The sequence below is a fragment of the Providencia sp. PROV269 genome (genome assembly GCF_028477785.1).
GTDB lineage: Bacteria > Pseudomonadota > Gammaproteobacteria > Enterobacterales > Enterobacteriaceae > Providencia > Providencia rettgeri.
In genome coordinates this window covers 46,629-61,835 of sequence record NZ_JAMPLV010000016.1, presented here as the reverse complement: position 1 = coordinate 61,835, position 15,207 = coordinate 46,629, and the positions used below count along the sequence as shown (strand labels likewise).

The 15,207-nt window shown below is 40.3% G+C and carries 13 protein-coding genes; 7 read left to right on the top strand and 6 right to left on the bottom strand.

The genetic code is table 11. The features are described 5' to 3' along the window. Positions 1-2: 2 nt before the first annotated feature. Genes yidD through rpmH form a run of 3 tightly spaced genes read right to left on the bottom strand, consistent with a single transcriptional unit; the run spans position 3 to position 751 of the window. A complete protein-coding gene (gene yidD / locus PR683_RS16420; protein ID WP_036959180.1) occupies positions 3-263 on the bottom strand; it encodes a membrane protein insertion efficiency factor YidD in 261 nt (86 codons plus the stop codon). Continuing rightward, positions 227-586 (bottom strand): ribonuclease P protein component, encoded by a 360-nt coding sequence (gene rnpA / locus PR683_RS16415; protein ID WP_004906229.1) that lies wholly within the window; start codon positions 584-586, stop codon positions 227-229. The genes yidD and rnpA overlap by 37 nt, the downstream gene beginning before the upstream one ends. Before the next feature lie 21 nt (positions 587-607). Beyond that, positions 608-751, bottom strand: a complete 144-nt coding sequence (gene rpmH, locus PR683_RS16410; RefSeq protein WP_004906236.1) for a 50S ribosomal protein L34 — start codon at positions 749-751, stop codon at positions 608-610. Between the two features lie 759 nt (positions 752-1,510). Between rpmH and dnaA the strand changes: the two genes are divergently transcribed. The 7 genes from dnaA to PR683_RS16375 all read left to right on the top strand — a co-directional run bounded on the left by dnaA (position 1,511) and on the right by PR683_RS16375 (position 12,955). Next, a complete protein-coding gene (gene dnaA / locus PR683_RS16405) occupies positions 1,511-2,902 on the top strand; it encodes a chromosomal replication initiator protein DnaA (RefSeq protein WP_109912543.1) in 1,392 nt (463 codons plus the stop codon). Positions 2,903-2,907: 5 nt separating this feature from the next. Next, positions 2,908-4,008, top strand: coding sequence for a DNA polymerase III subunit beta (dnaN, locus tag PR683_RS16400; RefSeq protein ID WP_004906806.1), 1,101 nt, complete (start codon positions 2,908-2,910; stop codon positions 4,006-4,008). Between the two features lie 9 nt (positions 4,009-4,017). Continuing rightward, positions 4,018-5,112, top strand: coding sequence for a DNA replication/repair protein RecF (gene recF / locus PR683_RS16395; protein WP_004906804.1), 1,095 nt, complete (start codon positions 4,018-4,020; stop codon positions 5,110-5,112). Between the two features lie 18 nt (positions 5,113-5,130). Beyond that, a complete protein-coding gene (gyrB, locus tag PR683_RS16390; RefSeq protein ID WP_004906802.1) occupies positions 5,131-7,545 on the top strand; it encodes a DNA topoisomerase (ATP-hydrolyzing) subunit B in 2,415 nt (804 codons plus the stop codon). Between the two features lie 297 nt (positions 7,546-7,842). After that, a complete protein-coding gene (locus PR683_RS16385) occupies positions 7,843-10,740 on the top strand; it encodes an autotransporter domain-containing protein (RefSeq protein ID WP_110731525.1) in 2,898 nt (965 codons plus the stop codon). Positions 10,741-10,949: 209 nt separating this feature from the next. After that, positions 10,950-12,533, top strand: a complete 1,584-nt coding sequence (locus tag PR683_RS16380) for a phosphoethanolamine transferase (protein WP_272513518.1) — start codon at positions 10,950-10,952, stop codon at positions 12,531-12,533. A gap of 74 nt (positions 12,534-12,607) precedes the next feature. After that, positions 12,608-12,955 (top strand): DUF1622 domain-containing protein, encoded by a 348-nt coding sequence (locus tag PR683_RS16375; RefSeq protein ID WP_004906795.1) that lies wholly within the window; start codon positions 12,608-12,610, stop codon positions 12,953-12,955. 70 nt (positions 12,956-13,025) lie between these two features. Here the strand turns inward: PR683_RS16375 and asd are convergent, their stop codons facing one another. The 3 genes from asd to PR683_RS16360 form a co-directional block, all read right to left on the bottom strand. Continuing rightward, entirely contained in the window at positions 13,026-14,132 is a 1,107-nt protein-coding gene (gene asd / locus PR683_RS16370) for an aspartate-semialdehyde dehydrogenase (protein WP_004906793.1), read from the bottom strand. Between the two features lie 451 nt (positions 14,133-14,583). Further along, on the bottom strand, positions 14,584-14,724 hold the full coding sequence (ykgO, locus tag PR683_RS16365; RefSeq protein WP_004906789.1) for a type B 50S ribosomal protein L36: 141 nt from the start codon (positions 14,722-14,724) through the stop codon (positions 14,584-14,586). Between the two features lie 2 nt (positions 14,725-14,726). Continuing rightward, the gene (locus tag PR683_RS16360; protein ID WP_004906261.1) at positions 14,727-14,987 is read right to left on the bottom strand and encodes a type B 50S ribosomal protein L31; all 261 of its coding nucleotides are present in this window, start codon (positions 14,985-14,987) and stop codon (positions 14,727-14,729) included. Positions 14,988-15,207 lie beyond the last annotated feature (220 nt).

Below are 15,207 nucleotides of genomic sequence, written 5' to 3'. Positions count from 1 at the left end.
CGTTATAATTCTCTATTATCATCAGTTTTTCTAGGTGGGACAGGATCATCTCCACCAGCGTGTAAAGGGTGGCATTTTAATACGCGTTTCGCCGTTAACCAACTCCCTTTTAGCATACCAAACCTGCGCAATGCCTCAATTCCGTAATTTGAACAAGTAGGATTGAAGCGACAACGAGGCCCTAACAACGGGCTAATTGCCAGTTGGTAGCCTCTGATCAGCATGATCAGGATTTTTGAGCCAAGCGACGGTGACGACGCCATAACTTATCCAATGCTTCCGTGATCTGTTGATTGTCGAGATTAGCGACCCCTTTCCTTACCAATACCACAAAGTCCATTGAAGGCAACTCATGTTGATGCAGACGAAAATATTCACGCGCTAACCGTTTAATACGATTTCGCTCATGAGCTCGTTTAACATTTTTTTTGGCGATGGTAAGACCGATGCGGGGATGCCCCAGCTCGTTTAGGCGACCAAGGATTGTTATCTCTGGGGAACTCGCCCTCTGCGGCTGCTTAAAGACATTATCGAAATGCCTGGGAGTTAACAAACGTAACTCCCGGGTAAAAGCGAGCGTAACCACTTGAATAGAGGGCTAGCTTTATTACTTAGATGAAACGGTCAGACGAGCGCGGCCTTTAGCACGACGGCGAGCCAGAACCTGACGACCATTTTTAGTGGCCATACGAGCACGGAAACCGTGTGAACGGTTGCGCTTCAGTACGGACGGTTGAAAAGTGCGTTTCATAACGATTTCTACCTAACTTTTAAATTTATTACTGATTCAGTAAACGCGTTGGCAACCAGTGGAAACTGATTTACACCTGTGCCTCTATCGCAACAATATAGAAAGAGGCAGGATTGTAATAAAACATAGGGGGTCACGTCAATGAAATGACGCAATCAAACCACTTTTATTTATAGCCTGGCTGACCGGTTTGCCGACATATGTTGTGACAGCCGACGAATGATTACATTCGCATACTGGCTGAAAACCTGTTTTTTGCCCCGCCCCACCTAACATTAACGTTAAAATAAAGCGATATAGCCCAACAAGTTTACCTCAGTTTCGTGTAAAAATCACATCTGTACTGTACACAGGGAGGAAGATTATACGGACTCCGACCCAAAGCGCAAGGATCTTCAAGAGATCTAAAAATATTTTTTGATCATACAGAATATTTACTGTAAATCGTCTAAAGTTATCCCCAGCATGTGGAAAAATGACGATAAATTTAGGTAGCCCAATCTATTTCTTCTTTATAAGAGGGGCCTTATCACATTTACCTGTGGATAAAAAGCATAAAAACTGTGTAAAAGAATGGAGATCTCTGACTAATTTTGCGGTATGATCGCTGGTCTATTTCTGATCCATCGATCGGCAATATGCAGTAAGTAAGCGTTAATCTAAAATATTTTTGGGTCATAGCACTAAGAATGAGCCCGAGAAACTCTTTGTTTACATCCGTACTTCTTGTTCCATTGACCTTGTTTAGGGGAGTCCAACGTGTCACTTTCGCTTTGGCAGCAATGTCTTGCCCGATTGCAGGATGAACTACCTGCCACAGAATTCAGTATGTGGATACGACCCCTTCAAGCTGAATTAAACGACAATACACTGGCACTTTATGCCCCAAATCGTTTCGTTCTCGACTGGGTTAGAGACAAGTACATCAATAATATCAATGAATTATTGAATGACTTTTGTGGAACTGACGCGCCTGCACTACACTTTGAGGTAGGCAACAAACCGATTACAGTCGCACCGGCAGCAACACAAGCACGTACAACTCAACAAGTACCTGCGTTTGCCGTTCCGTCAGCCCCAATTAAACCGAGTTGGGACAACTCAGCCAAAGTACAACCAGAAGTTGCTTATCGTTCTAATGTAAACCCTAAGCACACTTTTGATAACTTTGTTGAAGGTAAATCGAACCAATTGGCTCGCGCTGCTGCGAGGCAAGTGGCAGAAAATCCAGGTGGTGCCTACAACCCATTATTTCTTTATGGTGGGACTGGTTTAGGTAAAACCCACTTATTACATGCTGTCGGCAATAGTATTATGCAGCATAAAGCCAACGCTCGCGTGGTTTATATGCACTCTGAACGTTTTGTTCAAGATATGGTCAAAGCTCTACAGAACAACGCAATTGAAGAATTCAAACGTTATTACCGTTCTGTAGATGCGCTACTCATTGATGATATCCAGTTTTTTGCTAACAAAGAGCGCTCACAAGAAGAATTTTTCCATACTTTTAATGCGCTACTAGAAGGCAATCAGCAAATTATTTTGACCTCTGACCGTTACCCAAAAGAGATTAACGGTGTGGAAGATCGCTTAAAATCGCGTTTTGGTTGGGGCCTAACTGTTGCAATCGAACCACCAGAGTTAGAAACTCGCGTGGCGATTTTAATGAAAAAAGCAGATGAAAATGAAATCCAACTTCCGGGTGAAGTGGCCTTTTTCATCGCCAAACGCCTTCGCTCGAACGTTCGTGAATTAGAAGGGGCGTTAAATCGTGTGATTGCCAACGCAAACTTTACTGGCCGCGCGATTACTATCGATTTTGTCAGAGAAGCACTGCGTGACCTATTAGCACTACAAGAAAAGCTGGTAACTATTGATAATATTCAAAAAACAGTTGCTGAATATTATAAAATTAAGGTAGCAGATTTATTGTCTAAGCGCCGTTCCCGTTCTGTCGCGCGTCCGCGTCAGATGGCAATGGCACTGGCAAAAGAGCTGACTAACCATAGTTTACCTGAAATCGGGGATGCCTTTGGCGGCCGTGACCATACCACGGTGTTACATGCTTGCCGTAAAATTGAACAATTACGGGAAGAAAGCCATGACATCAAAGAAGATTTTTCTAATTTAATCAGAACATTATCATCTTAATTGCTATGAAATTTACAATAGAACGCGAGCAGTTATTAAAACCGTTACAACAGGTTAGTGGTCCTTTAGGTGGGCGTCCAACTCTGCCTATTTTAGGTAACCTTTTATTACAGGTGAAAGAAGGCACCCTCCAACTCACTGGGACCGACCTTGAAATGGAGATGATGGCCAATGTTGCCCTAACAGGGGAGCACGAAATTGGCGCAACCACCGTGCCCGCACGCAAATTTTTTGATATCTGGCGTGGGTTACCTGAAGGTTCTGAAATTCATGTAGAGCTGAATGATGACAGACTGCTCGTCCGTTCTGGACGTAGCCGCTTTTCATTATCCACATTGCCAGCTGCTGACTTTCCAAACTTGGATGACTGGCAAAGCGAAGTGGAATTTTCTCTTCCGCAATCAATACTGAAACGTTTAATTGAAGCTACTCAGTTTTCAATGGCGCACCAAGATGTCCGTTATTACCTTAACGGTATGCTATTTGAAACCGAAGACCAAATGCTCAGAACCGTTTCCACAGACGGTCACAGGCTTGCCGTGTGTGCGATGGATATTGGTCAATCGCTACCTTCTCATTCAGTGATAGTACCTCGTAAAGGGGTCATTGAGTTAATGCGTTTGTTAGATGGTGGTGACACCCCTCTACAACTGCAAATCGGCAGTAATAATATTCGTGCTCACGTTGGGGATTTTATCTTTACCTCTAAATTGGTTGACGGCCGTTTCCCTGATTACCGCCGAGTACTACCGAAAAATCCAAACAAAACCTTAGAAGCACGCTGTGATTTACTCAAACAAGCCTTTTCTCGCGCTGCGATTTTATCGAATGAGAAATTCCGCGGTGTGCGTTTATATTTCAGTGAAAACCAACTGCGCATTACAGCTAATAACCCAGAGCAAGAAGAAGCTGAAGAAATTGTTGATGTTAGCTACCAAGGTACTGAGATGGAAATTGGCTTTAACGTCAGCTACATCTTAGATGTCTTAAATGCACTAAAAAGTGAAAATGTGCAACTTCTGTTAACCGATGCCGTTTCCAGTGTGCAGATTGAAGACGCTGACAGTAAAGCAGCGGTGTATGTTGTCATGCCAATGCGCTTGTAATCGGTATTTATGATCCTTTCGCGTTTATTGATCCGTGATTTTCGAAATATTGAAAATGCGGATCTCTCCCTTGCTAATGGGTTCAATTTTTTAATTGGCCCCAATGGGAGCGGTAAAACCAGCATATTGGAAGCCATATATACACTCGGTCATGGCCGTGCATTTCGCAGCATTCAAGCGAACCGGGTTATTCGTCATGAGCAAGAGCAATTCATTCTTCATGGTAAACTTAGCCATTTAGATGAACAGCGAAACGACCTTTCACTAGGTTTAAGCAAAAACCGTGATGGTGATAGTAAAGTTCGAATAGACGGTACTGATGGCCATAAAATTGCAGAGCTAGCAAAATTATTGCCAATGCAACTGATTACCCCTGAAGGGTTTACTTTGCTAAATGGTGGTCCTAAATATCGACGTGCTTTTATTGATTGGGGTTGTTTTCACAATGACCCGCTGTTTTTTTCAGTATGGTCAGATTTAAAACGGTTATTAAAACAACGCAATGCCGCTTTACGGCAAGTTACTCGTTATGAGCAAATTCGTCATTGGGATAAACAACTGGCACCGCTTTCTGAGCAAATAAGCCAATGGCGCCATGACTATATTGCAGGTATTGCCGAAAATATCGAGCAAACTTGCCAACAATTTTTACCCGAATTTTCACTCTCAGTATCCTTCCAACGCGGTTGGGATAAAGAAATTGATTATTCAGAACAATTAGAGCGCCAATTTGAGCGTGATAGAGCGCTAACCTATACCGCTTCAGGGCCACATAAAGCTGATTTGCGTATTCGAGCAAATGGAACACCTGTTGAAGATATGCTTTCACGAGGCCAATTGAAGCTACTTATGTGTGCATTAAGATTAGCGCAGGGTGAGTTTTTCACCCATCAGAGCGGGCAACGATGCCTGTATCTACTGGATGATTTTGCTTCTGAACTTGATGCTGGCCGTCGCCAATTACTGGCAGCCCGCCTCAAAGCTACACAAGCGCAAGTGTTTGTCAGTGCCATTACACCTGAGCAAGTTAATGATATGATAGATGCAAATAGCAAGATGTTTAGTGTAGAACATGGCAAAATAGAAGTTCAACCTCAGGAATAGAAAGAGCAGGAAACGTTGATGTCGAATACATATGACTCCTCAAGTATCAAGGTATTAAAAGGACTGGATGCGGTGCGTAAGCGCCCGGGCATGTATATCGGTGATACAGACGATGGAACAGGTCTTCATCACATGGTTTTCGAGGTTGTCGACAACGCTATCGACGAAGCCCTCGCAGGCTTTTGTGATGATATCGTGATCACTATCCATGCCGATAACTCTATCTCCGTACAGGATGATGGACGTGGTATCCCTACAGGTATCCACGAAGAAGAAGGTGTATCAGCCGCAGAGGTTATCATGACCGTTCTGCACGCAGGCGGAAAATTTGATGACAACTCCTATAAAGTCTCCGGTGGTTTACACGGTGTTGGGGTTTCCGTTGTTAACGCCTTATCTGAAAAATTAGAATTAGTTATCCGCCGTGATGGCAAAGTTCATGAGCAAATCTACAAACACGGTGAGCCTCAAGGGCCTCTGACTGTTGTCGGTGAAACTGACCAAACAGGAACACGCGTTCGTTTTTGGCCAAGCATGGACACCTTTAAAGGTGTGACTGAATTTGAATATGATGTCTTAGCAAAACGCTTACGTGAGTTATCGTTCCTAAACTCAGGTGTTTCTATTAAGCTCGTCGATAAACGCGATGGCAAAGAAGACCATTTCCATTATGAAGGCGGTATCAAAGCCTTTGTTGAGTATTTAAGCCGTAATAAAACCCCTATCCACCCTTCTGTCTTTTATTTTTCAACTGAAAAAGACGGTATTGGCGTTGAAGTTTCAATGCAGTGGAATGATGGGTTCCAAGAAAATGTATACTGCTTCACCAATAACATTCCTCAGCGCGATGGGGGTACTCACCTCGCTGGTTTCCGTGCAGCAATGACACGCACATTAAATAACTACATGGAAAAAGAAGGCTATCAGAAGAAAAGCAAAGTCAACGCAACCGGTGACGATGCACGTGAAGGCCTGATTGCAGTTATTTCAGTAAAAGTTCCCGACCCTAAATTCTCATCACAAACCAAAGAAAAATTGGTCTCTTCCGAAGTGAAAACGGCGGTTGAAACGATGATGAACGAAAAACTGGTTGAATATTTACTGGAAAACCCGAACGATGCAAAAATCGTTGTGGGCAAAATTATTGATGCCGCACGCGCACGTGAAGCGGCGCGCAAAGCTCGCGAAATGACTCGTCGTAAAGGCGCATTAGATTTAGCTGGCTTGCCAGGTAAACTGGCTGACTGCCAAGAACGTGACCCTGCACTATCTGAACTGTACCTTGTGGAAGGGGACTCCGCGGGCGGCTCTGCAAAACAAGGCCGTAACCGTAAGAACCAAGCCATTTTGCCACTGAAAGGTAAAATTCTAAACGTAGAAAAAGCGCGTTTCGATAAAATGCTATCTTCACAGGAAGTTGCAACCCTGATTACGGCATTAGGCTGTGGTATTGGCCGTGATGAATACAATCCTGACAAACTGCGTTATCACAGCATTATTATCATGACGGATGCGGACGTCGATGGTTCGCACATTCGTACGTTACTGTTGACCTTCTTCTATCGCCAAATGCCTGAAATCGTTGAACGTGGCCATATCTTTATTGCTCAACCACCACTGTATAAAGTGAAACGTGGTAAACAAGAGCAGTACATTAAAGATGACGATGCGATGGACGATTACCTGATTTCTATCGCCCTTGATGGCGCAGAGCTGCATTTAAGTGCCGAAGCGCCAGCTATGAAAGGTGAAGAACTCGAAAAACTGGTTGTCGAATATAATGCCGCACACCGTATTATTCGTCGTCTTGAGCGCCTTTATCCTCAAGCCCTACTTAACAGCCTGGTTTATCAGTCAACCTTGACTGAAGATGATTTAAAAGTCAGCGAAAAAGTGGAAGAATGGGCTAAAACGCTGGTTAAGCGCTTAGAAGATAACGAACAATTCGGTAGCACTTATAGCTATGTCATTAATGAAAACCGTGAACGTCAATTATTCGAGCCAACAATCCGTATTCGTACCCATGGTGTTGATACCGACTATAACCTCGATTTTGACTTTGTTCATGGCAGCGAATACCGCCGTATCACTCATTTAGGCGACTTAATCAGCGGCTTAATTGAAGAAGGTGCTTATATCAAGCGCGGTGAACGTCGCCAAGATATCAGTAACTTTGAAGAAGCTCTGGCTTGGTTAACACGTGAGTCTCGTCGTGGCCTATACGTACAACGTTATAAAGGTCTTGGAGAAATGAACCCAGAACAACTTTGGGAAACCACCATGAACCCAGAAACGCGCCGTATGATGCGTGTGACGGTGAAAGATGCGATTGCAACAGACTTACTATTCACCACATTAATGGGTGATGCTGTTGAGCCACGTCGTGCATTTATCGAAGAAAATGCCTTAAAAGCAGCGAATATTGATATCTAATTATTCAGCTAACTAAATAATATTTAATAACCCCATCCGAAAGTTTGGGGTTATTTTTTTGATTTTTTCTATAATTATTATCTTATTTTTATGATTTAATTAAACCAATAATAAAAAACAAAAAAAACGAAACTAATCAATACAAAACCACTTTACAAAGGAAAAAACAATTAAAAATAAAGCTTAACGCTCTAATTAATAAGATTTTTTTATTTTCAAAACTGTCATAAAAAATAAACATATTATAAATAAACTCCGCAAAATAAAATTTTTACCAATAGCATCGGCGGAATTATAATGAGAAAAACTTTTATTTCAGCATCAATGACTTTATTGCCATTCATATTCATGAATACTCTAACAGCTAAAACTAATATTTTAGAATTAGAGAAAAATATTATTGATACAAGAGGTGTATGGCTTGAAGACATTAAAAATAATATTATTAATAATACGCCTAAAGAAGGCAGCGAAGTTGCTGAGCAAGATAGGCTTATTAGTAACGAATACATCAATATCACTGGTGAGCGGGAAAGTTTAGCACTCGCAGATAAATCCCAAGACTCAGGTTATTTATTTAACAGTTATCAAACGATACTGTTTGGTAAACATGATATTAATCTAAGAGATCATAACCAATATAAAGCAATCAGCTTATTACATGATACAAGTACTCGTGCCTATGATGAAAAAAAACAACGTACTAGGTCAATTGATTTTATTCTAAAAGATCATTTTAAACGCGGTCGTCCTTATCAAGTATTGGATGAAGAAGGTCACTATATTGCAGGCTATTCACAAATACAGGGCTCATCTTACCCTAGTGGCCATACGTGGAATGGTTTTAAGCAAGCTGCGGTATTGGCGATGATTTTTCCTGAAAAAGGCAGTGAAACTTTCAATCGAGCTATTGAATATGGTGAAAGCCGTGTGATTGTTGGCGCACACTTTGCCACTGATACAATCGCTTCTCGTGTAGGTAATTATTATTTATTGTCACAGCTCCTATCCGATGAGAAAAATACCAAATTCATTGTTGATTCGGCAAAAAATATTCGTAATGATATTTCATCATCATGTTCAAATAACATACTAAATTGCCTAACAGCTTCTACTCCTATAACCAATGACCACATGGGTTATTATGGAAAAAAAGAAATACAAAATATATCAATGATCGAGCCTAAAAATATACCTAAAACGGCAGGTTATTTACTTCGATTACGTTTCCCTTACTTGAATAATGCACAATGGGATCATATTTTAGCCAGTACCGCATATCCAAGCCAATCAATTGCAGGTTGGAATATCAAAGAAAATGACCCAAACTCCTATTGGGGATTAATTAACTTACCTGCGGCTTATCAGGGTCCCTCTTATTTATATGAAAATTTTATCATTAATCAAGATACTAATGACTTTGATATTGCCAATTTTGGAAAGTTAGATGAATGGAAAAATAATATTCAAGGGACTGGAAAGTTAACGAAACAAGGCCAAGGGACATTAGTATTGTCAGGTAATAATACCTTTGCTGGCTTCACAGTAAATCAAGGCCATTTAGTCTTAACCGGCGAAAATAAATATTCGCAAAAATCCGACATTAATGGCGGAATGGTTACCCTTAAAAAACACTTAGACTCCGCAGTTGATATCCAAAAAGGAACGTTAGTTCTAGATGATGGAAAAATCGGTGCTTCTGTTAATATTAACCGCCACGGTTTACTTATGGGCAATGGAAGCATTCGACAATTAACCGCCAACCAAGGTGCTGCCGTTGCACCCGGCCACTCAATTGGCACAATTAACATTGTTGATTCTGTGACTTTTGCTCCGGGCAGCCATTATGTGGTTGAAATCAATCCAGCAGGTCAAAACGATCAGATCATCAGCCAAGGCTCTGCTTCATTAAAAGGCGGTACCGTCAGTGTCACTCTTGAAAATCATAATAGTCCGCTCTCTAAACAAGATATCAACCGCTTATTTAATACAGAATATACAATATTAAGTGCTCAAAAAGGGGTTGATGGCCAATTTGATGGCGTTGTGCCTAATTACCAGTTTATTGGAACGACACTAAATTACACTCCCAAAGAAGTCACTCTTAAAATAGGGCGTAATAACACTGCATTTTCTAGTGCAGCTGCAACGCAAAACCAAATCGCCGTGGCTAAGGCTATTGAAACGCTTCCTACGTACCATACGCTTTATGACCGCACATTGAAAAGCCAAACAAAACAACAAGCTCGAGCAATATTTCACGATGTCACTGGGCAAATATACGCTGACATATTATCCAACCAAATAAATAATAGCCGTCAGATTAAAGAGGCACTCCTTGATCAAGCTCGATTGTCTGAATCATGGAGTAGCGAAAACAAGGGCAATGTATGGGCAAAAATGCTCTATGATTGGGATAAAACAACTGGCGATAACAATGCCTCTGGGTATCAATCATCAAATTATGGTCTATTGCTTGGGGCAAATAGACGTTTTATTAACGACAAAATGACTTTCGGTATCGCCGCAGGCTTTAGCCAAAGTGACTTATCTGGCCATCTTGGCCACGGTAATAGTAATAACTACCATGCTGCCATTTATGGTAGCGCTTTATGGCAGCCGCTTGCGGTTCGTGCAGGGCTTAGTCACACTTCACACCTCATTCATACTGAACGTACAATCAGTAATGGTACGAGTCACTCTGCAAGCTATTACACTAATACCCATCAGGCATTTATGGAGCTGGCCTATCCAATCCAATCAAATTGGATGAATATTGAGCCATTTACCAATTTCACTTATATTAGTGCGATGAACCATGCAATTAATGAGAATATTAGCAGCACATCACTGCAGGCGCGTAAGCAACGCATCAATACAACGCTTTCAACTGTTGGGCTACGTCTTGATAATCAATGGAAACTAGGTAAAACATCAAATATTGGTTTGCATGGTGAGCTTAACTGGCAATATCAATATGGGAATCTGAATAGAGGTATAAAACTGAATTTTTCCGATACCACGAGCTCATTTATGACACAAAGTGTTCCTACATCACGCCATGGAATGGCATTAAAAGTCGGTACCGATATCAATATAAAAGAAAATACTAAGCTATCAATTAATTATAATAAATTTTTATCAAAAAATTATAGCGATAACAATATTGATGCCAAAATTGCGGTAACTTTCTAAATCAATATCTCACCTCCCCTCGCAAGTTGTGAGGGGCAGGTCATGACTAAACATCACGAGATTTTACAGTTTTTTACGCCATTATTTTGATTACCTTACCTTTTTTTATGTTATAAACGAACAATGTCTTAAGTTAATTAGATGTTAACTTATTATTTTTAATTGCCTCTATAACCTCAGGTAAGGTCAAAAATACTTAAAATAACACTATGATACGCCAAATTATTATTTTAATTTATGCATTATTGATATCTATAACTCCTGTGTTTTTCAGTGGAGATGTTAGCAATATCGCGGATATTGCCATCGTAATTTCAGGAGCGCTGATAATACTGTTATGTGCAGGTATCTATCGTTTTTTGCTTGGCAAAATTTTCACGGTGTTTGTTTCACTCCTGTGGGCTCTCAATTTATCTGTTTCATTTTTCTTTTATCAAAAGCACGATATCCGCTTTTCTTCTTCGATTGCAGAAACTTTTATCAATACCAATAGCAGTGAAACGGTAGGAATGCTTTCCTATAACATTGGTTATGTTATATTTTATCTTTTTGTTTTTTCAGCTTATTTAGTATGTATTCATCAATGCGCAAAATACATGAATCGCCGTATCACAGCGATAAGTATGGCGCTAATTTGTGGCTATCTATTAGCCATTCCAGCCTATTACGCATCATTATTTAATAAACCTGATAGCGCGTTATTGATCACGGAAAAATACTTCTTAAATACTCCCTTCTACAATGCCGCGGCTTTAGTCAAAAACTTATATGAAAACCGGGGGATAAAAAAAATATCATCACAGAAAGTTGCTTTTAATTACCAGAAAAAAACCTCTGATACTGAAATCTATGTACTTGTCATCGGTGAATCATTACGCCGTGACCATATGGGCTTTTATGGCTATCAATATGATACAACACCTAATTTAAATCAGCGCAAATCTCAGATATTGGCTTTTCAACAAGCGTATTCTCCAGCACCAGTGACTATCTTGTCGGTTCCTATTTCACTGTCTAATATTCGCTTTGAACAAATGCAGGATAAATCACACTATTCAGACAATATCATTTCATTGGCCAATCATGCGGGCTTTAAAACCTACTGGATCAGCAACCAAGGCAAAACCAATAAACGTACCAGTATCATTTCTGCTATTGCCTCTATGTCGCAAAAGAAAACTTGGAACGAATTTGTCGGCTATGACGAAGAGCTACAAGATGACTTCAAGAACGCTATCAATGACCCCACTGATAAGAAAAAACTTATTGTTTTACACACTTATGGTAGCCATGAACCAGCCTGTAACCGCTTTCCTGAAACTGAGCTAAAAACATTTAGTGGCCAAGAAGATGACGATTGCTACGACAGTTCAATTGCTTATACCGATAAATTTATCGAAAATCTTATGCAGCAACTCGAAGGTAAACCTGCAACTTTGATGTACTATTCAGATCACGCATTGCAACGCTTAGACAGTGATAACAATATTCACTACCATCATGGTGTTAACAACCCAAGAAAAGAAGCCTATGAAATCCCCTTGCTGATTTGGTACAGCCAAAGTGCGAGTAAACCAAGTATCAACCCAGAAAATTTGCAGTCCTCCTATTCTACGGCGAATAATTATTGGCTAATCAGTGATTGGCTTAATATACAACAAGGCGCAGAGCAAGCTTGCTTATCGCCTTTACGTAAATGTTATCAACCCAACAAAAATATTCAGGTAATCGATGGAAATCGAAATATTTTATCCATTAGTCAATTACCTTCAGAAACCATAGACCCACAATAAAACTCGATATTTTGCCAATATTTGCTCATAGTTAACAAATATGAATCCAGCTTACTTATCGAGTCGAGGTCTTAATGTTCGATTTAGTTTTTTTACGTGAATTACTGGTGTCTAGTGTTCACGTACTCCAGTTACTTTTAGAAGCTATTTCAGTCATCTGCGTGGTGATTGGGTTAGTAAAGACCCTGATAGTCTGGATACGCACCCAGAAATCACGTAAGGCTCGTTATTGTTTTGGTGATTGGTTAGCAACTGCATTAGAGTTCCAGCTCGCTGCTGATATTTTAGCAACGACCGTCGACCCAGATTTAGATAGCCTTATCAAATTAGGTATCATTGCCGTGATCCGTACATTCTTAAACTACTTCTTAGCAAAAGAGTTAGAACATCAGCCTCCGCAGAATGACCCCGCTCGTCATTAATTTAGACACAAAAAAACCTGCACATTTTAGTGTGCAGGTTAATATAAAATTACTGATTACAGTTCAGAAACTATAGCAAAATACGTAACATACGACGAAGCGGCTCAGCGGCGCCCCACAGTAATTGGTCACCAACCGTAAAGGCAGATAGGTATTCAGGGCCCATATTCAGTTTACGTAAGCGACCAACAGGGGTGCTAAGCGTACCAGTTACTGCCGCAGGTGTTAACTCACGCATGGTGATTTCACGGTCATTAGGAACTACTTTCACCCAGTCATTATGTGAGGCAAGTAATTGCTCAACTTCATTCAACGGAACATCTTTTTTCAGCTTCAATGTGAAAGCTTGGCTATGGCAACGCAACGCACCAATACGTACACATAAACCATCAACAGGAATAATATGACTTCCTGTCGCAAGAATTTTGTTAGTTTCTGCTTGGCCTTTCCACTCTTCGCGGCTTTGGCCGTTTTCTAATGCTTTATCAATCCATGGGATCAGGCTACCTGCTAATGGTACGCCGAATGCATCCGTTGGCATTGTGCCACTACGAGTGAAGTCTGTGACTTTTTTCTCGATATCTAAAATAGCTGAGGCCGGGTCTTGGAGTTCTTTAGCAACTTGTGTGTGCAAAGACCCCATTTGAGCCAGAAGCTCACGCATATTACGTGCCCCAGCCCCTGATGCCGCTTGATACGTTGCCACAGATGCCCATTCCACTAAATTATTAGTGAACAGCCCACCTAAAGACATCAACATCAAACTTACCGTACAATTCCCACCGACAAAGGTCTTAATGCCTTTATTTAAGCCGTCTTGGATATGTTGGTTGTTCACAGGATCAAGAATAATAATCGCATCATCTTTCATACGTAATGAAGACGCAGCATCAATCCAATAGCCATTCCAACCTGATTCACGAAGTTTAGGATAAACTTCGTTGGTGTAATCGCCACCTTGGCAGCTAATAATGATATCCAATGCCTTTAGCGCATCAATATCAAAAGCATCCTGTAAAACACCACGATGACCACCGTAGACAGGGGCTTCTTCACCCTGTTGTGATGTGGTAAAGAAAACAGGATGAATCGCATCAAAATCACGTTCTTCTACCATTCTCTGCATCAATACTGAGCCGACCATTCCTCGCCAGCCAACAAACCCGACATTTTTCATTTTTACTCACCCTGTTCGTTTAAATTTTCACCAAAAAATTTCCAGTTCCGACTTTACAACATGGATACTGTCATTTTTGTCATTCACCCAAATTGAAACTAGAAATTTTTCGGATGTATCTTGCGTTATATCATTCGAGTTGCAGGTAAGCGACAAGTGAAGAGAGTCCGAATCACATACATATGTATGTGATTCGTCAGTCTGAGCGCAGTCAACACCCATGCAACTTGAAGGATGATAAGTATAAACTTGACAAAATATGCACCAGTGCGCAAGTGAATTTCATCACTAATAATAAGAAGATTAGTAATCATGCTAATAATCGAAGAAATCAGTGGATAAAAAACAAATAAAAAAAAGCCACGGCAGAGAGCAATAATCTGCAATGGCTAAGCAAATAAAATATAAAGCGATACAGGAAAAATTTTATAATTATGTGTGAATCAAATAGCTAGCGTTTTTTCTTACAACCTTGCACCGCTTTAAAGCGCGGGTTTGTCTTGCATATCACATACACTCGACCACGGCGGCGAACAACTTGGCAATCTGGATGACGGGTTTTTGCCGTTTTTAATGAACTCAGTACTTTCATCTTTATTTACCCTCTGACTGTAAAAAACGACCAAAACGCTTCTGGAACTGTGCCGTTTTACCTTCCTGAGAAATCATTTTCTGTTTACCGGTATAAAACGGATGTGACTGAGAAGAAACATCAAGCGTGACATATGGAAATATTTCACCTTCATATTCAATTGTTTTTTCAGTCTTTATTGTTGATCCTACTTTGAAATAGGCATCAGCACTTGTGTCATGAAAAACCACGGTACGGTATTGTGGATGGATCCCCTGTTTCATAATAACCACCTAAATGTAATGTTATAATATAACAATAGCTCATTTAAAATAGTGGTGCAATTATTTTTTATTCAAAAATATTTAAGACGAAAAATGATGAAAAAATTTCACATAAAAAATAAATACCAAAACAGTAATTTATCCTCCAATGAACTTTTGTATAATTAGATTAGTAGATTCCATCATTTATTATTTATCAAATAGATACATTATCTTTTTA